This is a genomic window from Massilia sp. KIM (genome assembly GCF_002007115.1).
GTDB lineage: Bacteria > Pseudomonadota > Gammaproteobacteria > Burkholderiales > Burkholderiaceae_D > Telluria.
Map to the genome: position 1 here is coordinate 174,084 of NZ_MVAD01000002.1, position 21,112 is coordinate 195,195.

Annotated in this window: 20 protein-coding genes and 1 riboswitch; of the genes, 15 read left to right on the forward strand and 5 right to left on the reverse strand. The window is 66.0% G+C overall.

The features are described 5' to 3' along the window. The first annotated feature begins 101 nt into the window (after positions 1-101). From B0920_RS15545 to B0920_RS15560, 4 genes are all read left to right on the forward strand, one after another. Complete coding sequence (locus tag B0920_RS15545; RefSeq protein ID WP_078033572.1) at positions 102-743, forward strand: TetR/AcrR family transcriptional regulator; 642 nt, start codon at positions 102-104, stop codon at positions 741-743. Between the two features lie 163 nt (positions 744-906). Next, positions 907-1,560: a protein-L-isoaspartate O-methyltransferase gene (locus B0920_RS15550; protein ID WP_078033573.1), complete on the forward strand. Its 654-nt coding sequence runs from the start codon at positions 907-909 to the stop codon at positions 1,558-1,560. A gap of 7 nt (positions 1,561-1,567) precedes the next feature. Next, on the forward strand, positions 1,568-1,891 hold the full coding sequence (locus B0920_RS15555) for a rhodanese-like domain-containing protein (protein WP_078033574.1): 324 nt from the start codon (positions 1,568-1,570) through the stop codon (positions 1,889-1,891). Positions 1,892-1,929: 38 nt separating this feature from the next. Further along, positions 1,930-3,288, forward strand: coding sequence for a TolC family outer membrane protein (locus B0920_RS15560; RefSeq protein ID WP_078033575.1), 1,359 nt, complete (start codon positions 1,930-1,932; stop codon positions 3,286-3,288). Between the two features lie 300 nt (positions 3,289-3,588). Here the strand turns inward: B0920_RS15560 and ribB are convergent, their stop codons facing one another. The 3 genes from ribB to B0920_RS15575 all read right to left on the reverse strand — a co-directional run bounded on the left by ribB (position 3,589) and on the right by B0920_RS15575 (position 5,551). After that, positions 3,589-4,245: a 3,4-dihydroxy-2-butanone-4-phosphate synthase gene (gene ribB / locus B0920_RS15565; RefSeq protein ID WP_078033576.1), complete on the reverse strand. Its 657-nt coding sequence runs from the start codon at positions 4,243-4,245 to the stop codon at positions 3,589-3,591. A gap of 104 nt (positions 4,246-4,349) precedes the next feature. Beyond that, positions 4,350-4,491: riboswitch (FMN riboswitch) on the reverse strand. A 225-nt stretch (positions 4,492-4,716) separates the two neighbouring features. Further along, entirely contained in the window at positions 4,717-5,130 is a 414-nt protein-coding gene (gene gloA / locus B0920_RS15570; RefSeq protein ID WP_078033577.1) for a lactoylglutathione lyase, read from the reverse strand. A 103-nt stretch (positions 5,131-5,233) separates the two neighbouring features. Then, positions 5,234-5,551, reverse strand: a complete 318-nt coding sequence (locus B0920_RS15575; protein WP_078033578.1) for a hypothetical protein — start codon at positions 5,549-5,551, stop codon at positions 5,234-5,236. Between the two features lie 131 nt (positions 5,552-5,682). On the opposite strand from B0920_RS15575, the gene B0920_RS15580 reads away from it, so the two are divergent. The 11 genes from B0920_RS15580 to B0920_RS15630 all read left to right on the forward strand — a co-directional run bounded on the left by B0920_RS15580 (position 5,683) and on the right by B0920_RS15630 (position 17,701). Next, positions 5,683-6,600 (forward strand): DUF3667 domain-containing protein, encoded by a 918-nt coding sequence (locus B0920_RS15580; RefSeq protein WP_078033579.1) that lies wholly within the window; start codon positions 5,683-5,685, stop codon positions 6,598-6,600. A 163-nt stretch (positions 6,601-6,763) separates the two neighbouring features. Further along, positions 6,764-7,669: an NAD kinase gene (locus tag B0920_RS15585; RefSeq protein ID WP_373887901.1), complete on the forward strand. Its 906-nt coding sequence runs from the start codon at positions 6,764-6,766 to the stop codon at positions 7,667-7,669. 45 nt (positions 7,670-7,714) lie between these two features. After that, positions 7,715-9,379: a DNA repair protein RecN gene (recN, locus tag B0920_RS15590; protein WP_078033581.1), complete on the forward strand. Its 1,665-nt coding sequence runs from the start codon at positions 7,715-7,717 to the stop codon at positions 9,377-9,379. 520 nt (positions 9,380-9,899) lie between these two features. Continuing rightward, positions 9,900-10,328 (forward strand): organic hydroperoxide resistance protein, encoded by a 429-nt coding sequence (locus tag B0920_RS15595; protein ID WP_078033582.1) that lies wholly within the window; start codon positions 9,900-9,902, stop codon positions 10,326-10,328. A gap of 66 nt (positions 10,329-10,394) precedes the next feature. Further along, positions 10,395-11,498, forward strand: coding sequence for a ferrochelatase (gene hemH, locus B0920_RS15600; RefSeq protein ID WP_078033583.1), 1,104 nt, complete (start codon positions 10,395-10,397; stop codon positions 11,496-11,498). A gap of 390 nt (positions 11,499-11,888) precedes the next feature. Beyond that, positions 11,889-12,452, forward strand: a complete 564-nt coding sequence (grpE, locus tag B0920_RS15605) for a nucleotide exchange factor GrpE (protein ID WP_078033584.1) — start codon at positions 11,889-11,891, stop codon at positions 12,450-12,452. Between the two features lie 97 nt (positions 12,453-12,549). Next, positions 12,550-14,493 (forward strand): molecular chaperone DnaK, encoded by a 1,944-nt coding sequence (gene dnaK, locus B0920_RS15610; RefSeq protein ID WP_078033585.1) that lies wholly within the window; start codon positions 12,550-12,552, stop codon positions 14,491-14,493. A 123-nt stretch (positions 14,494-14,616) separates the two neighbouring features. Continuing rightward, the gene (gene dnaJ / locus B0920_RS15615) at positions 14,617-15,738 is read left to right on the forward strand and encodes a molecular chaperone DnaJ (RefSeq protein WP_078033586.1); all 1,122 of its coding nucleotides are present in this window, start codon (positions 14,617-14,619) and stop codon (positions 15,736-15,738) included. A gap of 64 nt (positions 15,739-15,802) precedes the next feature. Next, positions 15,803-16,471 carry a DNA alkylation repair protein gene (locus tag B0920_RS15620; protein ID WP_078033587.1) on the forward strand — a complete coding sequence of 223 codons (669 nt, stop codon included), beginning with the start codon at positions 15,803-15,805 and terminating at the stop codon, positions 16,469-16,471. A 130-nt stretch (positions 16,472-16,601) separates the two neighbouring features. After that, positions 16,602-17,291 carry a carbonate dehydratase gene (gene can / locus B0920_RS15625; protein ID WP_078033588.1) on the forward strand — a complete coding sequence of 230 codons (690 nt, stop codon included), beginning with the start codon at positions 16,602-16,604 and terminating at the stop codon, positions 17,289-17,291. A gap of 26 nt (positions 17,292-17,317) precedes the next feature. Further along, positions 17,318-17,701 (forward strand): nucleotide pyrophosphohydrolase, encoded by a 384-nt coding sequence (locus tag B0920_RS15630; RefSeq protein ID WP_078034437.1) that lies wholly within the window; start codon positions 17,318-17,320, stop codon positions 17,699-17,701. A gap of 541 nt (positions 17,702-18,242) precedes the next feature. Here B0920_RS15630 and B0920_RS15635 read toward each other — a convergent pair. Next, positions 18,243-19,697 carry an NAD-dependent succinate-semialdehyde dehydrogenase gene (locus B0920_RS15635; protein WP_078033589.1) on the reverse strand — a complete coding sequence of 485 codons (1,455 nt, stop codon included), beginning with the start codon at positions 19,695-19,697 and terminating at the stop codon, positions 18,243-18,245. A gap of 80 nt (positions 19,698-19,777) precedes the next feature. Beyond that, positions 19,778-21,100: an amidohydrolase gene (locus tag B0920_RS15640; protein ID WP_078033590.1), complete on the reverse strand. Its 1,323-nt coding sequence runs from the start codon at positions 21,098-21,100 to the stop codon at positions 19,778-19,780. Positions 21,101-21,112 lie beyond the last annotated feature (12 nt).

A 21,112-nucleotide genomic window follows, 5' to 3' on the forward strand; every position in this document is an offset into this window, starting at 1 on the left:
TTTCCGACCGACCGGTTTCATTCGCGCAACGCCGGCTTGACGGTCGCGGCGAGTGCACTCTATAGTTGATGTTCTTTTAAAATAGTTTCTAGGCGGAAACGATGCACTGCCAATTCGACAGCAAGCCGCGCTGGGAGCGCCGCAAGGACGCTCGTCCGCAGGAGCTGCTGGCCGCCGCCATCGACCTGTTCGTCGAGCGCGGCTTCGCCGCCACCCGCCTGGAGGACGTGGCGCGCCGCGCCGGCGTGTCCAAGGGCACCCTCTACCTCTACTACGCGAACAAGGAAGACCTGTTCAAGGCCGTGGTGCGCGAGAGCATCGTGCCGGTGATCGGCGAGGCCGAGATCTCGGTGGCCGAGTTCGAGGGCCACAGCGCCGACCTGCTGCGCGACGTGATCCTCAACTGGTGGCGCCGCATCGGCAATACCAAGGCCTCGGGGATCAGCAAGCTGATCATGGCCGAAGCCGACAACTTCCCCGAACTTGCGCGCTTCTACCAGGAAGAAGTGGTCATGCGCGGCACCCGCATGATCTCCAGCATGCTCGAGCGCGGCGTGCGCCGCGGCGAGTTCCGCCAGATCGACATCCCCCAGGTGACCCAGGTCCTGATCGCTCCCATGCTGATGCTCTCGGCCTGGAAGCACTCGATCGGCCCCTGCGAGCGCTGCGACCTCCAGCCCCAGGCCTTCCTCGACGCTTTCCTCGACATTACCCTGCGTGGATTGCTGCCTACGCCGCAATAAAGTTGCCCGGACTATAAAACGTCGGGAAAACCGGCGTTCATCCCCTCCAAACTGCAGACTGTCGCAATTTCCCGCCGCTGGGGCTGCCCATCGTTAAGATGTGCGTCCTGAGGCCGTTCAACGATAAAATATCGGATTATTTATTTTTCCACCGAGAACTCAGATGAATATCGAACAAGCCCGCTTCAACATGATCGAACAGCAGATCCGTCCGTGGAACGTGCTGGACCAGGACGTGCTGGACATGCTGCACGTGGTCAAGCGCGAACAGTTCGTGCCCCAGGCCTACCAGAACCTGGCCTTCGCGGACGTCGAGATCCCGCTGCCGGGTGGCGAAGCCATGTTCAATCCGAAGGTCGAGGCCCGCATCATGCAGGAACTCGCGGTGAAGAAGCACGAGAACGTCCTCGAGATCGGCAGCGGTTCGGGCTATATGGCGGCGCTGCTGGCGCACAAGGCGCGCCATGTGACCACCGTTGAGATCCTGCCGGAAACCAAGGCCCTGGCCGAGCAGAACCTGGCCAAGGCCGGCGTCACCAACGTGAGCGTCGAGCAGGGCAATGGCGCCGAAGGCTGGGCTGCGGGCGCGCCCTACGATGTGGTGGTGGTGTCGGGCGCGCTGCCGGTGCTGCCGGAAGCGCTGCTCAAGTGCGTGAAGGTGGGCGGCCGCATGGCGGTGATCCTGGGCGAGGCCCCGGCCATGACTTGCAACATCATCACCCGTACCTCGGAAACGGGCTACGACTCGGTGAAGGTGTTCGAGACCAATGTCAAGCCGCTGACCGGCGCCCCGGCGCCGTCGCGCTTCACGTTCTGAGGACGCGATGAAACAGATGACCGCCCCCGAGTTGGCCGCCTGGCTGGCCGATCCGGCGCGCGAGCAGCCGCTGCTGCTGGACGTGCGCGAGAACTGGGAGTTCGAGACCTGCCACATCGCGGGCTCGACCCAGATCCCGATGCACCTGATTCCGATCCGGGTCGGCGAGATCGACGGCGAGCGCGAGGTCGTGTGCATCTGCCACCACGGCGCGCGCAGCATGCAGGTTGCCGCCTTCCTCGAGCGGAATGGTTTTGAGAACGTAACGAATCTGACGGGCGGGGTACACGCCTGGGCCGTACAGGTCGATCCTTCGATGCCGAAGTACTGACCTGGTTCCTAATCTTGATGACTCCTGTGGAGAGAGCAATGCAGAAACCCCTTATCGCCGTGCTGCTGGCCAGCGCGTTCTATTCGCTCAGCGCCAGCGCGGCAGACCTGATCCAGGTGTACCAGCAGGCGCTGGCCAACGACGCGACTTACGCCAGCGCACGCGCCGCGCTGTCCGCCGGCCAGGAACGGATCGCGCAGGGGCGTGCCAACCTGCTCCCCACCGTGGGCATCAATGGTTCCATCACCAAGAACGACCAGGACTTCTCGCCCTGGAACGAAGGCCAGATCGGCACCCGTCCGGACGGCACCCGCGGCGTCATCGGCGAAAGCGGCTCCAACCTGCGCACCAACGAGTACACCCTGCTGCTGCAGCAGCCGCTGTTCCGCTGGGACCGCTGGCAGGGCTACCAGCAGAGCAAGCTGCAGCAGGCGATCGCCGAGGCCCAGTTCGCCCAGGCCCAGCAGGACCTGATCACCCGCGTGGCGGCCGCCTACTTCGACGTGCTGGCGGCCCAGGACAAGCTGGAATCGACCCGCGCCCAGAAGACCGCGGTGACCGAGCAGCTGGCGTCGGCCAAGCGCAACTTCGAGGTGGGCACCCAGACCATCACCGACACCCATGAAGCCCAGGCCGCCTACGACCTGGTGCTGGCCCAGGAATTCGCCGCGGTGAACGACCTGGACAACAAGCGCAACGCGCTGCAGGCCATCATCGGCACCGAGCCGGGCGCGCTGGCCCCGCTCAAGAGCGGCGTGACCCTGGCGCCGCCGCAGCCGGCCACGGTCGACCAGTGGGTGTCGGCGGCCGAGAACCAGAACTATGGCGTGACCGTGCAGCAGTTGCAGGTCGAAGTCGCCAAGCGCGAGATCTCGCGCCAGCGCGCCGGCCACCTGCCGACCCTGGACCTGGTCGCGAGCTCGAGCCGCCGCGACGTCAACGGCTCGACCAACAGCTCGGGCGTGACCAAGAACAATGCGATCGGCGTGAGCTACTCGATCCCGCTGTTCAACGGCTTTGGCGTGACCAGCCGCGTGCGCGAATCGATCGCCCTGGAAGACAAGGCCCGCAACGACCTGGAGGCGACCCGCCGCAACGCGGCCCTGCAGGCGCGCCAATCCTTCCTCGGCGTGAACAGCGGCCTGGCCCAGGTCAAGGCGCTGGAAGCGGCGGAAGTGTCGAGCAACTCGGCGCTGGAATCGAACAAGCTGGGTTACCAGGTGGGCGTGCGTATTAACATCGACGTGCTGAACGCGCAGCGCCAGCTGTACCAGACCCGCACCGACCTGTCGCGCGCCCGTTACGACACCATCGTCAACGGCCTGCGCCTGAAGGCGGCGGCCGGTTCGCTGCGCGAGGCGGATCTGGTGCCGGTGAATGCCTTGCTGGATAAGTGATGTTGTAGCGGCGCGCTCGGCGGGGCGTGCCTGATGTTAAAAAACCTCGGGGCCGGTTTGCTGGCTGATCGGGGTTTTTCTTTTTTCGTCACTGCGCTTGGGAATTGGGTCCCGGCCTTCGCCGGGACGACGGTCTTTAGGTTAGCGGTACTGTCGACCGTTCGCCTATCGTCTATCGTTTTTCGGGTATCGTCTATCGCCTACCGGCTGCCCTCCCTTGCAGTCAACTTTAGCCACTAGCCCTAAGACCGTCATTCCGGCGAAGGCCGGAATCCAAGTTCCCCAGCAGTACCGAAACGCTCAAACAGCCCGCGTCCTACGCCACTGAATCAGCTCGGCGATAGTCAGAATCGGGAACCCGCGCTGATCGGCAAACCGCTCGATCGCATCCCCCCGCATCATGCTGCCATCCTCGTTCATCAGCTCGCACAGCACGGCCGCCGGCTGCAGCCCCGCCATGCGCGCCAGGTCGACCGAGCCTTCGGTATGCCCGGCACGATTGAGCACCCCGCCCGGCGTCGCGCGCAGCGGGAACACGTGGCCCGGGCGCACCAGGTCGTCCGGCTGGGCGTTGCGCGCGATCGCGGTGCGGATGGTGGTGACGCGGTCGGCCGCCGACACGCCGGTCGTGACGCCATGGCGCGCCTCGATCGAGACCGTGAACGGCGTGCCGTAGCGGCTGCCGTTCTCGGCCGCCATCGGCGGCAGCTCGAGCGCGCGCACCTTGTCGTCGGACAGGCAGAGGCAGACGATGCCGCTGCACTCGCGGATCATCAGGGCCATGCTCTCGACCGTGATCTTCTCGGCCGCCACGATCAGGTCGGCCTCGTTCTCGCGGTCGAAATCGTCGAGCAGGATCACCGGCACGCCGGCGCGCATGGCCTCGAGCGCGCCCTGGATGCGGCCTTCCAGGTCCTGGCTATGGAGAGTGTGGGAAAAACGGGTGGATAACAACATGTGAAACGCTCCTCGCAATAATGGGCGAAAAACGCATCAGGGCAAGCGGATACGCGCGCCCGGCCCGGCCACAGGGCGTGGCGGCAGGCAAGGCGCGTGGCAGCGCACATCTTCTTTCATCCGGACTATACCGTCGGCCCTGGCCTCTCACCAGGTCTGCTGACCCTGCTCACGCAGGCGCTCGCGGGCTCGGCCCTTGCGGGCCATACCGCCGGTGGGGAATTTCACCCCGCCCCGAAGACGTATGATTGATTAAATGCCTGAACCGGTCAGGCGCGGCGATTGTAGCAGCGCCGCGCCAACTCTGCAGGAGAGGTCCGACCGGGTAGGTTCGGCTGGACCGGGGCCGGCCGGGAGGCTCGGCCGGACAGGCTCGGCCAGACAGGCTCGGCCAGACAGGCTCGGCCAGATAGGCTCGGCCAGACAGGCTCGGCCGACAGGCTCGGCCAGTAAAACCCGGCCTGACAGGCCTCAGCTCGTCAGGCCCGCGCCGCCGGCGTTGTCGGCGCGCTCGATCAGCTCGACCTTGTAGCCGTCCGGATCGGTGATGAAGGCGATCACGGTGCTGCCGCCCTTGACCGGGCCGGGTTCGCGCGTGATGTTGCCGCCGGCCGCGCGCACCTGCTCGCAGGTGGCGTAGATGTCCTCGGTCGAGATCGCGATGTGGCCGTAGGCCGTGCCCATCTCGTACTTGTCGACGCCGTAGTTGTAGGTCAGTTCGATCTCGGCGTGGTCCGGGTTGCTGCCGTAGCCCAGGAAGGCCAGGGTGTACTTGTACTCGGGATTGTCGCTGGTACGCAGCAGCTTCATGCCCAGCACCTTGGTGTAGAACTCGATCGAGCGTTCCAGGTTACCGACGCGGAACATCGTGTGCAGAATGCGCATGGGGTGGTGTCCTCTTCTTGATTCAAAAAACGGAAAACAGCCATTCTATGCGTTCGTGGACTTGCGTGCCGGAGGGCCCCGCACGCAGGCCCTGGCCGTGGGCTCAGCGGTTCTTGCCGGGAACCGGCTCCACCGAATCGTGGTCGCGCATCGAGCGATGGCGGTCCGGCTGCGGATTGGCTTGTCCGGTGGCGTCGGGCGCCGGCTCGACCGCCTGTTCCAGGCCCTGGCCGCAGGTGCCGTAGCGGTCGGTGTCCTTCAGGCCCTGGGCCAGGTCTTCGGCCGCCTGCTTCATGATGCCGCGCGGTTCCTGGTCCTGCCCATCGGGCGACTCGTCGCGCTCGTGCGGCTGGCGCTTGACGCCGTCGTTTTCGATCGGCGCCTTGGTGTTGACGAAACGGTCCTTGGTTTCGGTAACCATGATGTCCTCCTGTGCATGTCGTTTCTTCCATCCTAACCGTGTGCAACAGACACGGTCGCGCAATTGGATGATGCATTTTTGCAATTAAATAGCTACCATGGAAGCTTGAGCGTTTTCGCGGGAACCTAGCCTTGAAACCCGAAGCCCTGCCTTATTCCGCCCACGAGGGCGAGGCCTGCAAGAACTGCGGCACTGTCCCGCGCGGCAAGTACTGCCACGAGTGCGGCCAGCCCAGCCACGTGCACGTGCCCAGCGCGCGCGAGTTCCTGCACGAGTTCCTCGGGCACTACGTGGCCCTCGAGGGCAAGCTGTGGAAGTCGTTGATGCGCCTGCTGTTCAAGCCGGGCTTCCTGAGCCGCGAGTACATCGAGGGCCGGCGCGTGCGCTACATCGAGCCGCTGCGCCTCTACCTCACCTTCAGCATCATCTTCTTTGCCCTGTTCAAGCTGGGCGGCACCGAGATCGTGGTGATGGGGAACGCCGGCCAGGCCAGCGTCAGCGCCATCGCCAGCGACAGCCGTACGCGCGACACCGTGGTCGGGCCGGCCACCGCCGCCCAGGCGGCCGAGTTCGAACGCTTCAAGCAGAAGGTGGTCGGCTGGACGACCATGATCGGCGCCGGCTTCGGACAAAAGACCGCGCGCTTCCTGAACCAGCCGGTCCCGGTCCAGCAGGAGCAGATCAAGCGCGCCTTCTTCAGCTACACACCCTACGCCATCTTCGCCCTGATGCCGGTGTTCGCCTTCTACCTCAAGCTGCTGTATCTGGGCACCGGTCGCCTGTATGGCGAGCATTTCCTGTTCGCCCTGCACAGCAACGCCTTCGCCTTCCTGATGCTGAGCGTGATGCTGCTGGTGCCGGGCGACTGGGACTTCGTGCGCCTGCTGCTCATCCTGTGGCTGCTGTTCTACCTGCCGACCGCCATGCGCCACGTCTACGGCGGCGGACGCATCGTGACCGGCCTGCGCTGGTTCCTCCTGATGGTGCTGCATGTGGTGAGCATCGTGCTGGCGGTCGCGGCGGCGGTCGGCGTGGTTCTGGTGGCCTGATCTTGCGGCTGGCGGGGGCGGGCCGTTATACTGTTCATCTGTACAGTATTTGATGGGGTGGGGCGGGGCGCTCAACTGGCAGGCAGGGGGATTATCGGTTAATCTCCAGCGTGTCGATTTTTCCACCACCCAGCCATTCACCGGGACCGATATGACCGCTGCCATGCCTGCAACACAACCCATCGTCGCGCTCGTGGTCCGGCAGAACACGGCCGGGGTCGAGGAGCCGGTCGCGCGCATCGTCGAGTTCCTGCGCGGCGCCGGCTACCGCGTCGTGTTCGAGGAAGACACGGCCGCCCACCTGGCGGCCCATCCGGTCCTGGCCGGCATCGAGGCCATGAGCGTGGCCGACATCGGCAGCTCGGCCAAGGCCGCGGTGGTGGTCGGCGGCGACGGCACCATGATCGGCATCGCGCGCCAGCTGGCCAAGTACGACATTCCGCTGGTCGGCATCAACCAGGGACGGCTCGGCTTCATCACCGACATCCCGATGGAAAACATGCTGCCGGCCCTGGGCGAGGTGCTGCAGGGCAGGGCGCGCGCCGAGGAGCGCAGCCTGCTGGAAGCGCGCGTGATGCGCGGCGGCGAGCAGATCTTTTGCAGCGTCGCCGTCAACGACGTGGTGGTGGCGCGCGGCACCGGCGCCGGCATGGTCGAGCTCAAGCTCATCGTGGACGGCGAGTTCATGTACAACCAGCGCTCGGACGGCCTGATCATCTCGACCCCCACCGGTTCCACCGCCTATGCGCTGTCGGCCGGCGGTCCGCTGCTGCACCCGACCCTGCAGGGCATCGTGCTGGTGCCGATCGCGCCGCATGCGCTGTCGAACCGGCCGATCGTGCTGCCCGACACCAGCGAGATCGTGATCGAGCTGGTGGCCGGGCGCGACATCAGCGTCAACTTCGACATGCAAACCTTCACCAGCCTGCAACTGGGCGACCGCATCGTCATCTCGCGCTCGCCCGACACCATCATCTTCCTGCATCCGCACGACTGGAGCTACTACCACACGCTGCGCGAGAAGCTGCACTGGAACGAATACCCGAACAACGAAGGCAAGCTGAAGTAACCCACCGAACCGCCACACGCATCGCAAACGGAGACCCGATTTTTCATGCTGCGCACACTATCCATCCGTGACTTCGTCATTGTCGACGCCATCGAGCTCGAGTTCTCGAACGGCTTCACGGTATTCACCGGCGAGACCGGCGCCGGCAAGTCGATCCTGATCGACGCGCTGCAACTGGCGCTCGGCGGGCGCGGCGACGCCAGCATGGTGCGCGAGGGTGCGGCCAAGGCCGACATCACGGCCGAGTTCGCGCTGACCGAGGCGGCGAGCGACTGGCTGGCCGAGAACGAACTGCCGGGCGACGAAGGCGCCGCGCTGCTGCGCCGCGTGATCGACAACGCCGGCCGCTCCAAGGCCTACATCAACGGCGTGGCCGCCACCGCGGCCCAGTTGCGCGAGCTGGGCGAGATGCTGGTCGATATCCACGGCCAGCACGCGCACCAGTCCCTGCTCAAGCCGGACGCCCAGCGCGAACTGCTCGACAACCAGATCGCGGTGCGCGATCCGGCCGCGCGCGCCGAGGTGGTCGAGGTCGCGTCGCTGTACCGCGCCTGGAAGGCACTCGTGCGCCAGCGCGAGGAATACGAGACCAATGCCAAGAACGTGCTGATCGAGCGCGAGCGCCTCGAGTGGCAGGTGAGCGAGCTCGACAAGCTGGCGCCCAAGCCCGGCGAGTGGGCCGAGATCAGCAACGAGCACAGCCGCCTGTCGCACGCCGCCAGCCTGCTCGAAGGCGCGCAGGAGGCGCTCAACGCGATCTCGGAGGCCGACCATCCGATCCTGTCGCAGCTCTCGTCGCTGACCCAGAAGCTGGGCAAGCTGGTCGACGTCGACACCCAGTTGCAGCCGGTGCTGGACTGCATGGAGCCGGCCCGCATCCAGTTGCAGGAGGCGGTGTACGCGCTCAACAACTATATCGACAAGGTCGAGCTCGACCCGGACCGCCTGCGCGAGGTGGACGCCCGCATGGACGCCCTGCACAGCGCGGCGCGCAAGTACCGCGTCACGCCCGAGGAGCTGCCGGATGAGCACGCCGCCCTGGGCGCCAAGCTGCGCCAGCTGGCCGACGCGAGCGACATCGAGGGCTTGCGCAAGCAGGAAGAGAAGGCCTATGCGGCCTATCTGGAAGTGGCCCAGAAACTCTCCGGCCGGCGCGTCAAGGCGGCACAGGAGCTGGGCGCGCAGGTGACCCAGGCGATGCAGGAGCTGAGCATGGGCGGCGGCAGCTTCGCCGTGGCCCTGAATACGGCCGAGCCGGGCGCGCACGGGCTGGAGCAGGTCGAGTTCCTGGTGGCCGGCCACGCCGGCGTGGCGCCGCGCCCACTGGCCAAGGTGGCCTCGGGCGGCGAACTGGCGCGCATCTCGCTGGCGATCTCGGTGATCACCTCGAATGCGACGGTGGTGCCGACCCTGATCTTCGACGAGGTCGACACCGGCATCGGCGGCGGCGTGGCCGAGGTGGTGGGGCGCCTGCTCAAGCGCCTGGGGCAGCAGCGCCAGGTGCTGTGCGTGACCCACCTGCCGCAGGTGGCGAGCCAGGCGAACCAGCATTTCCAGGTGGCCAAGGGCACGACCGACGCGGGGCGCACGGTCTCGCGCATCGATGTGCTCGACACCCGGGCGCGGGTGGAAGAGGTGGCGCGCATGCTGGGCGGGATCGAGATCACCGAGACTACGCGCAAGCATGCGCGGGAGTTGCTGGCGTCTTGAGCGGTCCTCGCGCAATACGCCAGCCCCTCAGCCCAACACGCCGGTCCCTCAACCCAACACGTCAGTCCGGCTGCCCTCGCACGTCATTCCGGCGAAGGCCGGAATCCAAGTTTCTCCGCGTCGCGCCAGCTTCAAACGTCAGTGGCTGCGCGTACAACTTGGATTCCGGCCTTCGCCGGAATGACGTTTTAAGGCAGCAGGCCGGAATGGGCGGCAGTGGGCGACGGGCGACGGGCGACGGGCGACGGGCGACGGGCGACGGGCGACGGGCGACGGACAGCGGCCGATGGGCAGCGCGCAGCGAGCGGCAATCGTCGTGCGACGCTCGATGAGCCTCGCCCGGCGCTCTGCAATACGCCCCGCCATCCCTACCACCCACCCACTCCCCCATTGGCAGTAGACCTTCTCTCCCATAGAGCCAAGCGTCATCCCCCCTTCATCATTCTGTGGCACAGTTGCATCTCAACCGCGCTCGCGCGGCTCTGGCCAACCACCACCCACAACGAAGGAGGGAACCCGAATGAGCATCGAAAAAGTCCTGTACCGCGCCCAAGCCACCTCGCAAGGCGGCCGCGAAGGCAACTCCAAGAGTTCCGACGGCGTGCTGGGCCTCAAACTGTCGACCCCGAAGGAGCTCGGCGGCGGCGGCGGCCCCGGCACCAATCCGGAGCAGCTGTTCGCGGCCGGCTACTCGGCCTGCTTCCTCGGCGCCCTGAAGTTCGTCGCCGGCCAGCAGAAGGTCGCCCTGCCGCAAGACCTCACCGTTACCGGCGACGTCGGCATCGGCCAGATCCCCACCGGCTTCGGCATCGAAGTCGACCTCACCATCAAGGCGCCCGGCATGGACCAGGCCCAACTCCAGCAACTGGTCGACAAGGCCCACATCGTCTGCCCCTACTCGAACGCCACGCGTAACAACATTGACGTACGTTTGCACGTGAATACCTGACGATAGTAGTCGTCACGCGGGACCCCGCTACATATAATAGAGGGCGTCCCGTCCATCACTTTTCGTATGCCATTTCGCAAAGAACCGCCTCACACCCACGGCAATGTGTCCCAGCACGCCATCGTCCTGGTCAACCTCGGTACTCCGGACGAGCCCACCCGCAAGGCGGTGCGCCGTTACCTGAAGCAGTTCCTGTCCGATCCGCGCGTGGTCGAAATCCCGAGCAAGATCTGGTGGTTCATCCTGAACCTCTTCATCCTGCCTTTCCGCTCCGGCCAGTCGGCCGCCAAGTACCGGACCATCTGGACACGTGACGGCTCGCCCCTGAAGGTGTACACGGCGAAGCAGGCCGAGCTGCTGGAAGACCTGCTGCGCGAGCGCGGCCACGAAGGCGTGAAGGTGGCGATGGCGATGCGCTACGGCTCCCCGTCCATCGAGGAAGTGCTGGACCGCCTGAAGGAAGAGGGCTACGGGCGCATCGTGGTGCTGCCGGCCTACCCGCAGTATTCCGGCACCACCACCGCCTCGATCTGGGACGCCGTGTTCCGTCATTACGCCCAGGTGCGCAACGTGCCCGAGCTGCGCCTGGTCAGGAACTACCACGACCACGAAGGCTATATCAATGCGCTGGCCGAGAGCGTCCAGACCTATTGGGACACCCACGGCCGCGGCCAGAAGCTGGTGATGAGTTTCCACGGCGTGCCCAAGCGCACCCTGATGCTGGGCGACCCGTATTTCTGCGAATGCCAGAAAACCGCGCGCCTGCTGGCCGAGGCCCTGGGCATCGGCCCGGAAGACTACCTGGTGACCTTCCAGTCGCGCTTCGGCAAGGCCGAGTGGCTCCAGCCCTATACCGCGCCGACCGTTCAGGAGCTGGCCCGGCAGGGCGTGGAGCGCATCGACCTGATCTGCCCCGGTTTCACCAGCGACTGCCTGGAAACCCTGGAAGAGATCAATATGGAAGTGCGCCATGATTTCGAGGCGGCGGGCGGCAAGGACTACCATTACATTCCCTGCCTGAACGCCTCGCCGGCCTGGATCCTCGGCATGGCCGAGATCGCCGAACAGCACCTGATCGGCTGGCCCACCATCCTCACCCCGGCCCAGCGCGCCGCCCAGCGCCGCGACGCCCAGGTCGGCGCCCAGCACGCGGCCCAGCTCGGGGCCTGAACATCCCTCGCGGCCGCGAAATCGTGGCCGGCGTTACCAACCTGCTAAAATGCGCGGTTTGTCAGGGCGTCGCGCCGATGCCGACGTAGCACAGCCAGGCCATCACGCCCAGGGTGTACAGCACGACGGCACTGCTGATCAGTTGTAGTCTCATGATTCGCCTCCCATCGCTTGCCTGTTGTGCAAGCTTGCTCAGCAGCTTAAATCTTCTGCTTAGGAAATGAATCAGGGAAACAGTAAAGTCTGTAACAATTGTTATCGGCGGCCACAGCCATGACATTTCTACAATTCCCCTTGAAATTGTAGGAGATCGCCCCATCTGGGGGGCCTATACATCGGGCAGGACATACCGTCCCATCAGCCAAGTCCTTGATTCTAGGAGTTTTTTCGATGCAAGACCAAGAAAGCAAAGAGGTGACGAACCAGCCGGAGGCCGAGCAGCCCGGCGCCGCCGCCGCTGAAGCCCCTGCTGCTGAAACCATCAGCACCGGTGGCCCGAATCTCGAAGAACAGCTGAGCGCTACCGAAGCCAAGCTGGCCGAGATGCACGACGCCTTCATGCGTGCCAAGGCCGACGCCGAGAACATCCGCCGCCGCGCCCAGGAAGATGTGAGCAAGGCCCACAAGTTCGCCATCGAAAGCTTCGCCGAGGCCATGGTGCCGGTGCGCGACAGCCTGGAAATGGCCCTGAAGGTCGAAAGCCAGACCGTGGAAGCCATCCGCGAAGGCGTGGAAATGACCCTCAAGCAGCTCACTTCCGCCTTCGAGAAGAACCGCCTGATCGAAGTGATGCCCCAGCCGGGCGAGAAACTCGACCCGAACAAGCACCAGGCCGTGGCCGTGGTGCCGTCCGAGCAGGACCCCAATACGGTCGTGACCGTCCTCCAGAAGGGCTATATGATCGCCGACCGCCTGCTGCGTCCGGCCATCGTCACCGCCGCAGCGCCGAAGTAAAAAATGCATGCTGCGTCGAGTTAAACACTTGAAAGCACGCAGTATTTCCCAATATTGGATCCATCCGAAACTTTAAGCATTTAAAAGGAAAATAATCATGGGCAGAATCATTGGTATCGACCTGGGAACCACTAACTCCTGCGTCGCGATCATGGAAAACGGCCAGCCGAAGGTGATCGAGAATGCCGAAGGCGCGCGTACCACTCCTTCGATCATCGCTTATCAGGAAGACGGTGAGATCCTCGTTGGCGCCCCGGCGAAACGCCAGGCCGTGACTAATCCGAAGAACACCCTGTTCGCGGTGAAGCGCCTGATCGGCCGCAAATTCACCGAGAAGGAAGTGCAGAAGGACATCGGCCTGATGCCCTACCAGATCCTGCAAGCCGACAACGGCGACGCCTGGGTCGGCGTGCGCGACAAGAAGCTGGCTCCGCCGCAGATCTCGGCCGAGATCCTGCGCAAGATGAAGAAGACCGCCGAGGACTACCTGGGCGAAGCCGTGACCGAAGCCGTGATCACCGTGCCGGCCTACTTCAACGACTCGCAGCGCCAGGCGACCAAGGACGCCGGCCGCATCGCGGGCCTGGACGTCAAACGCATCATCAACGAGCCGACCGCGGCCGCGCTGGCCTTCGGCCTGGACAAGACCGACAAGGGCGACCGCAAGATCGCCGTGTATGACCTGGGCGGCGGCACCTTCGACGTCTCGATCATCGAGATCGCCGACGTCGAAGGCGAGAAGCAGTTCGAAGTGCTGGCCACCAACGGCGACACCTTCCTGGGCGGCGAAGACTTCGACCAGCGCGTGATCGACTACATCATCGACGAGTTCAAGAAGATCAACGGCCTCGACCTGTCGAAGGACCCGATCGCCCTGCAGCGCATCAAGGCCTCGGCCGAGCGCGCCAAGATCGAGCTGTCGTCCTCGCAGCAGACCGAGATCAACGAGCCCTACATCGCGATGGCGAACGGCGCGCCGGTCCACCTGAACCTGAAGATCACCCGCGCCAAGCTGGAAGCCCTGGTCGAGGAACTGATCGCCAAGACCATCGAACCCTGCCGCGTGGCGATCAAGGACGCTGGCGTCAAGGTCTCGGACATCGACGACATCATCCTGGTCGGCGGCATGACCCGCATGCCGAAGGTGCAGGAGAAGGTCAAGGAGTTCTTCGGCAAGGAGCCGCGCAAGGACGTGAACCCGGACGAAGCCGTGGCCGTGGGCGCTGCGATCCAGGGTTCGGTGCTGTCGGGCGAGCGCAAGGACCTGCTGCTGCTGGACGTGACCCCGCTGTCGCTGGGCATCGAGACCCTGGGTGGCGTGATGACCAAGATGATCCACAAGAACACCACGATCCCGACCAAGTTCTCGCAGGTGTTCTCGACCGCCGACGACAACCAGCCGGCCGTGACCATCAAGGTCTACCAGGGCGAGCGTGAGATCGCCGCGGGCAACAAGGCGCTGGGCGAGTTCAACCTCGAAGGCATCCCGCCGGCTCCGCGTGGCACCCCGCAGATCGAAGTGACCTTCGACATCGACGCCAACGGCATCCTGCACGTGAGCGCGAAGGACAAGGCCACCGGCAAGGAAAACAAGATCACCATCAAGGCCAACTCGGGCCTGTCGGAAGAAGAAATCCAGAAGATGGTGAAGGACGCCGAGCTGAACGCGGAAGAGGACAAGAAGGTCAAGGAACTGGCCGAAGCCCGCAACCAGGGCGACGCGCTGGTACACTCGACCCGCAAGTCCCTGACCGAGTACGGCGACAAGCTGGACGCCGGCGAGAAGGAAAAGATCGAAGCCGCGATCGCCGACCTGGAAGGCTCGCTGAAGGCCGGCGACAAGGCCGACATCGACGCCAAGGTCGCCGCCCTCTCGACCGCCGCCCAGAAGCTCGGCGAGAAGATGTACGCCGACATGCAGGCGCAGCAGGCAGGCGCCGCGGGCGCGGCAGGCGGCCAGCAGGCTGGTGGCGCGGAAGCGCCCAAGCAGGACGACGACGTGGTCGACGCCGACTTCAAGGAAGTCAAGGACGCCAAGTAATACCTGCGGCTGGGGCATCGGGCCCCGCCGTACGCGACCGAGCCGAAGACCGCACTGGTTACCGGCTCGGTCTTTTTTGCGTGATAGACCGTTTCGTTTGTAGACAAGAGCAAGGTGCCGAGCATGGCAAAGCGTGATTTTTACGAGATCCTCGGGGTCGCCAAAGGCGCGTCGGAAGACGACATCAAGAAGGCGTATCGCAAGCTGGCGATGAAATACCACCCCGACCGCAATCCTGACAACAAGGAAGCGGAGGAGAAGTTCAAGGAGGTGAAGGAAGCCTATGAGATGCTGACCAACCCGGAGAAACGCGAGGCCTACGACCGCTTCGGTCACGCCGGCGTGGACCCGAACAGCGGCATGGGCGGAGGCTTCGGCGCGGGCGGCTTCGGCGACGCGTTCGGCGACATCTTCGGCGACATCTTCGGAGGCGGCCGCGGCCGCAGCTCGGGTCCCCAGGTCTACCGTGGCGCCGACCTGCGCTACAACCTCGAGATCACGCTGGAGCAGGCGGCCCACGGCTACGACACCACGATCCGGGTGCCGAGCTGGGACAAGTGCGACACCTGCCACGGCAGCGGCGCCAAGCCGGGCACCTCGCCGGTGACCTGCACCACCTGCGCCGGCCACGGCCAGGTGCGCATGCAGCAGGGCTTCTTCAGCATCCAGCAGACCTGCCCCAAGTGCCACGGCAGCGGCAAGATCATTCCGGAACCCTGCGCGGCCTGCGCCGGCGCCGGCCGCATCAAGCGCAACAAGACCCTGGAAGTGAAGATCCCGGCCGGCATCGACAACGGCATGCGGATCCGCTCCTCGGGCAACGGCGAGCCGGGCACCAACGGCGGGCCGCCGGGCGACCTGTACGTGGAGATCCACATCAAGCCGCATCCGGTTTTCCAGCGCGAGGGCGACGACCTGCACTGCGAGATGCCGATCTCGTTCTCGAAGGCCGCCCTGGGCGGCGAGATCGAGGTCCCGACCCTGACCGGCAAGGTCTCGTTCACGGTGCCCGAAGGCACCCAGACCGGCAAGACCTTCCGCCTCAAGGGCAAGGGCATCAAGGGCGTGCGCTCGGGCTACACGGGCGACCTGTTCTGCCACGTGGTGGTCGAGACCCCGGTCAAGCTCACCGACAAGCAGAAGGACCTGCTGCGCGAGTTCGACCGCCTGACCAACGAGGGCGGTTCCAAGCACAGCCCGCAGAGCAAGGGCTGGATGGACAAGGTGAAGGACTTCTTCGAGTAAGCGCGCTGCGCTACCATGAAACGCCGGGCGGCATGCCCCCGGCGTTTTTTTACGCCCGAATACCATGCCCGACACCGACCTTTCCCTCGCCTTCGCCGAGCGCCTGCTGCCCCTGGCCGACGCCAACCGGGCGGCCGGCATGCGCGCCTACATGCAGGGCAAGTTCGCCTTCGTCGGCGTGCCCACGCCGGCGCGGCGCGGCGCCGTGAAGGACCTGATCGCGGCGCATCCGCAGGAGGCCGAGGCCTTGCTGGACACGGCCGAGGCCTTGTGGCGCCGTCCGGAACGCGAGCTGCGCTACGCCGCCATCGACCTGCTGCGCCAGCACGTCCGGGCGCTCGGTCCCGCGCAGCTGCCGGCCTTGCAGGGCTGGCTGGTGCGCGACAGCTGGTGGGACACGGTGGACGGCCTGACGGCGGTGATCGGGCGCATTTTGCTGGCCAGGCGCGAGGCCAGGGCGCTGATGGACGAATGGATCGCGCATCCGGACTTCTGGGTGCGGCGCGCCGCCATGCTGCACCAGCTGGGCTGGCGCCTGCAGACCGACACGGCGCGCCTCGAGGACCATGCGCTGCGCCTGGCGGGCGAGCAGGAATTCTTCATCCGCAAGGCGATCGGCTGGGCCCTGCGCGACTACGCGCGCTGGGACCCGACCTTCGTCGCGGATTTCCTGGCCCAGGCGGGGGAAACACTGTCGCCGCTGACCCGCCGCGAAGCGGCGAAACACCTGTAAATACCGGACGAGGGGCAGTCAACACTGTTACACTTCGAGTATTTCCGGAATTGACAAGCTTACCAGGCCGGCCTGCACGGGCACGCCGGCCGCGTCCGCACGGACGCCAACCACAGAACAAGGAGTGAACATGACCAACAAGACGACGGGATTGACTGCGGACGAGCTGTTCGAGCGCAATCGCAACTGGGCTGCCTCGATGGTGGAGAAGGACCCCAACTTCTTCAAGGCGCTGTCGGAGCAGCAGGCTCCCGAATACCTGTGGATCGGCTGCTCGGACAGCCGCGTGCCGGCCAACGAGCTGCTGGGCATGGCCCCGGGCGAGCTGTTCGTGCACCGTAACATCGCCAACGTGGTGGTCCACTCCGACCTGAACTGCCTGAGCGTGCTGCAGTTCGCGATCGACGTCCTGAAGGTCAAGCACATCATCATCTGCGGCCACTACGGCTGCTCGGGCGTGCACGCGGCGCTGACGGACGGCCGCGTGGGCCTGGCCGACAACTGGCTGGGCCACGTGCGCGACGTGCGCGAGAAGCACGGCAAGTACCTGGGCGCCGTCACCGGCCGCGCCGCGACCAACCGCCTGGTGGAGCTGAACGTGGCCCAGCAGGTGATCAACGTGGCCCAGACCACCATCGTGCGCGACGCGTGGGAACGCGGGCAGCCGCTGACCATTCACAGCTGGGTCTATGGCGTGCACGACGGCCTGCTGCGCGACCTGGGCATCACGGTCAAGAGCTTCGAGGAGATCGAGCCCAAGCTGCAGCACGTGCTGGAAGGTTACGCGGCGAAGGACGCCGTGTCAGCGGACGCCGCGTGAGCGGAGGCGGCGAGAGCGGACGCAGCGTGAGCACGGACGCGCCCGAGGGCGAGCCCAGGGGCGAGCTGGCCCAGCTGCGCGCCCTGGTGCGCGAGTTCGTGGACGAGCGCGACTGGGACCAGTTCCACACGCCCAAGAACCTCGCCTCCGCGCTGACGGTGGAAGCGGCGGAACTGCTGGAGCACTTCCAGTGGCTGCAGCATGGGCGGCCCGAGGAGCTGGGCGAGGCCAAGCTGGAACAGGTGCGCCACGAGATGGCCGACGTGCTGGTCTACCTGGTGCGCCTGGCCGACAAGCTCGACGTCGACCTGATGGCGGCGGTGCAGGAAAAGATGGTGCTCAACCGCGCGAAGTATCCGGCCGATCAGGTGCGGGGAGACGCGCGCAAGTATTACGAGTACAAGAAGTAGCGGGTCGACTCGCTTGCCTGCACGTCGCGCCGCGGCCTTAGTACGTCGCCCCCGCGCAGGCGGGGGCCCAAGTTTCTCCGCATCCCCCAAGCCCCGCACGCAGCCGCCCCCTCGTCGCCCCCGCGCAGGCGGGGGACCAAGTTTCTTCGCATCCCTTCAGCTCCCAACGCAGCCACACCTCGTCGCCCCGGCGAAGGCCGGGGCCCAAGTTCGCCGCATGCCGCTAGCTTCGGAGCGCGTGGCAACGCATGCAAACTTGGGCCCCCGCCTTCGCGGGGGCGACGTGCTAGCGCTGCGGGTGCGTCTTCGCGCTGTGGGTGCGTACTAGCGCTGCGGGTGCGTCTTCGCGCTGCGGGTGCGTCTTCGCGCTGCGGGTGCGTCTTCGCGCTGCGGGTGCGTGCTAGCGCTGCGGGTGAGTACTAGCGTTGCGGGTGAGTGCTAGCGCTGCGGGTGAGTGCTAGCGCTGCGGGTGCGTGTTAGCGCAGCGGGTACGGGGCAGCGCTGCTGGCCGGCTCGTCAACCTCGCCGGCCAGCGCAAGCTTCAGATCCCCCCAATGCACAGGTACTTCATGACGAGATAATCGTCCATCCCGTGCACCGAGCCTTCGCGCCCCATGCCCGATTGCTTCACGCCGCCGAAGGGCGCCACCTCGGTCGAGATCAGTCCAGTGTTCACGCCCACCATCCCGCTCTCGATCGCCTCGGCCACGCGCCACACACGCCCGATGTCGCGCGAATAGAAGTAGGAAGCCAGCCCGAACTCGCTCGCATTCGCCAGCGCGATCACCTCGTCCTCGGTCTCGAAGCGCAGCAGCGGCGCCACCGGCCCGAAGGTCTCTTCCTTGGCCACCAGCATGTCCGGCGTCACGTCGAGCAGCACGGTGGGCTGGAAGAAGGTGTGCCCCAGTTCGTGGCGCTTGCCGCCGTAGACCAGCCGGGCGCCCTTGGACAAGGCATCCTCGATGTGCTGCTCGACCTTGCGCACCGCTTTTTCTTCGATCAGCGGCCCCTGGTTCACGCCCGGCTCCACGCCGTTGCCGACCTTGAGCTTGCCCACCGCCTCGGCCAGCTTGCGCGCGAACTCCTCGTACACGCCGCTCTGCACGTAGATGCGGTTGGCGCACACGCAGGTCTGCCCCATGTTGCGGTACTTGGAGGCGATCGCACCCTCGACCGCGGCGTCGAGGTCGGCGTCGTCGAATACGATGAAGGGCGCATTGCCGCCCAGCTCCAGCGAGATCTTCTTGACGGTCGGCGCGCACTGCTCCATCAGCAGGCGGCCCACCGGCGTCGAGCCGGTGAAGCTCAGCTTGCGCACCAGCGGATTGGCGCACATCTCGCCGCCGATCGCCTTGGAGTCGCCGGTGACGATGTTGAACACGCCCTTGGGCACGCCGGCGCGTTCGGCCAGCACGGCCAGGGCCAGGGCCGAGAAGGGGGTCAGCTCGGCGGGTTTCACCACGATCGGGCAGCCGGCCGCCAGGGCAGGGGCCACCTTGCGGGTGATCATCGCGGCCGGGAAATTCCAGGGCGTGATGGCGGCGCACACGCCCACCGGTTCCTTGGTCACGACCATGCGGCGGTCCGGCCATGGCGATTGCAGGGTCTCGCCCGCGATGCGCTTGGCTTCCTCGCCGAACCACTCGAAAAACGCGGCGGCGTAGCTGATCTCGCCCTTGGATTCCGCCAGCGGCTTGCCCTGCTCGGCGGTCATCAGGAGCGCCAGGTCGTCGGCGTTCTCCAGCATCAGGTCGTTCCAGGCGCGCAGGATGGCGGCGCGCTCCTTGGCGGTCTTCTTGCGCCAGGCCGGCCAGGCGGCGTCGGCGGCCTCGATGGCGCGGCGGGTCTCGGCCGCGCCCATGTGCGGCACAGTGCCGAGCTGTTCGCCGGTGGCGGGGTTCACCACCGGGACGGTCTCGCCGTTGCCGGCGTCGCACCAGGCGCCATCGATATAGGCTTGCTGGCGCAGCAGGGAAGGGTCTTTCAGGTTCAGCATGATGTCCTCGTGCGTGTTGCTCGAATGTCAGGCCGTCATGGTAGACCTTTTCGGCGGCGCGCGGCCCACGGCTGAACGTTTCACTTCTTGCGCATCAAGTCCTGCAGCGCGACTACGGTCGCTTCCACGCCGGTGGTGACGGCCGGCGCCGGCAGGATCTTGAAGAGCGGGCTGTGGTGGGTCGGGAGCGTCAGCTTGCCCGCCTTGCTGGCCGCGATGTCCTCGCGCGCCGTGCCGCCCACGGTGAAATACACGCTCGGGATGAGCGGGTCGCTGACGAACTGCGGGAAGTCTTCCGAGCCCATGCCTTCGCGGAACTCTTCCTCGCCGATCGCCTCGCGGCCCATGTCGCGGGTCCAGGCCGCGCGCAGGCGCCGCACCAGCTCCACGTTGTTGAGCACCGGCGGGGTCGGGTTGTCGACCAGCTTCACCTCGGGCAGCTCGTCCTCGCGCATGCCGACCGCGCGCGCGGTGTTCTCGGCCATGCGCCGGATCCCGTCCAGCAGCAGCTTGCGGGTGGCCGCGCTTTCGCTGCGCACCGTCAGTTGCAGGCGTGCGTTGTCGCCGATGATGTTGGCCTTGGTGCCGCCGTGGAAAGAACCGACCGTGATCAGGCCCGGCTCGCGCGGGCCGAGTTCGCGGCTGACGATGGTCTGCAGGCCGACCACGATCAGCGAACCAAGCACGATCGGGTCCTTGCTGCGATGCGGCTGGGCCCCGTGCGCGCCCACGCCCTTGATCAGGATCTCGACCGTGTCCGCGCCCGAATAGGGCGAGACCTCGGAGGCGTGCACCTTGCCGGCAGCCATGTCGGCCTTCACGTGGAAGGCCAGCGCGTAGTCCGGCTTGCCGAAGCGCTGGTAGAGGCCGTCCTTCATCATCGCCAGCGCGCCGCCGATGCGCTCCTCGGCCGGCTGGCCGACCAGCATCAGGGTCCCCGACCAGGCTTTGCGGTCCTGGGCCATGCGGCGCGCCGTGCCCACCAGGCTGGTGATGTGCACGTCGTGCCCGCAGGAGTGGGCCACCGGCACCACATTGCCTTCCATGTCCTTCTGGGTCGCGGTGGAGGCGTTCGGCAGGCCGGACTTTTCCAGCATCGGCAGGCCGTCCATGTCGGCCCGCATCATGACCAGCGGGCCAGGCCCATTCTTCAGGATCGCCACCACGCCGGTGCCGCCCACGCCCTCGGTGACCTCGAAGCCGGCGGCGCGCAATTCCTGCGCCAGCCGCGCCGCCGTCTTCGTTTCGAGGAAGGACAGCTCGGGATTGCGGTGGAAGTGGTCGAACAGGGCGCCCAGGTGGGCGTCGTAGTCGCGGGCGACAGCCTTGGACAGTTCGGACGCCTGCAGTTGGGGAGCGGCGAGCAGGGGCGCGGCAAGGAGGGCGGTCAGCAGACGTTTCATGGGGAGGCGGGT

Coding starts and splice junctions, on each gene's coding strand:
- B0920_RS15585 (WP_373887901.1), top strand. CDS start 6,764: ATGCCTGCAACACAACCCATCGTCGCGCTCGTGGTCCGGCAGAACACG.
- ribB (WP_078033576.1), bottom strand. CDS start 4,245: ATGTTGTTATCCACCCGTTTTTCCCACACTCTCCATAGCCAGGACCTG.
- B0920_RS15575 (WP_078033578.1), bottom strand. CDS start 5,551: ATGGTTACCGAAACCAAGGACCGTTTCGTCAACACCAAGGCGCCGATC.
- B0920_RS15635 (WP_078033589.1), bottom strand. CDS start 19,697: ATGCTGAACCTGAAAGACCCTTCCCTGCTGCGCCAGCAAGCCTATATC.
- dnaJ (WP_078033586.1), top strand. CDS start 14,617: ATGGCAAAGCGTGATTTTTACGAGATCCTCGGGGTCGCCAAAGGCGCG.
- hemH (WP_078033583.1), top strand. CDS start 10,395: ATGCCATTTCGCAAAGAACCGCCTCACACCCACGGCAATGTGTCCCAG.
- can (WP_078033588.1), top strand. CDS start 16,602: ATGACCAACAAGACGACGGGATTGACTGCGGACGAGCTGTTCGAGCGC.
- B0920_RS15555 (WP_078033574.1), top strand. CDS start 1,568: ATGAAACAGATGACCGCCCCCGAGTTGGCCGCCTGGCTGGCCGATCCG.
- gloA (WP_078033577.1), bottom strand. CDS start 5,130: ATGCGCATTCTGCACACGATGTTCCGCGTCGGTAACCTGGAACGCTCG.
- B0920_RS15560 (WP_078033575.1), top strand. CDS start 1,930: ATGCAGAAACCCCTTATCGCCGTGCTGCTGGCCAGCGCGTTCTATTCG.
- recN (WP_078033581.1), top strand. CDS start 7,715: ATGCTGCGCACACTATCCATCCGTGACTTCGTCATTGTCGACGCCATC.
- B0920_RS15595 (WP_078033582.1), top strand. CDS start 9,900: ATGAGCATCGAAAAAGTCCTGTACCGCGCCCAAGCCACCTCGCAAGGC.
- B0920_RS15640 (WP_078033590.1), bottom strand. CDS start 21,100: ATGAAACGTCTGCTGACCGCCCTCCTTGCCGCGCCCCTGCTCGCCGCT.
- B0920_RS15620 (WP_078033587.1), top strand. CDS start 15,803: ATGCCCGACACCGACCTTTCCCTCGCCTTCGCCGAGCGCCTGCTGCCC.
- dnaK (WP_078033585.1), top strand. CDS start 12,550: ATGGGCAGAATCATTGGTATCGACCTGGGAACCACTAACTCCTGCGTC.
- B0920_RS15550 (WP_078033573.1), top strand. CDS start 907: ATGAATATCGAACAAGCCCGCTTCAACATGATCGAACAGCAGATCCGT.
- B0920_RS15545 (WP_078033572.1), top strand. CDS start 102: ATGCACTGCCAATTCGACAGCAAGCCGCGCTGGGAGCGCCGCAAGGAC.
- grpE (WP_078033584.1), top strand. CDS start 11,889: ATGCAAGACCAAGAAAGCAAAGAGGTGACGAACCAGCCGGAGGCCGAG.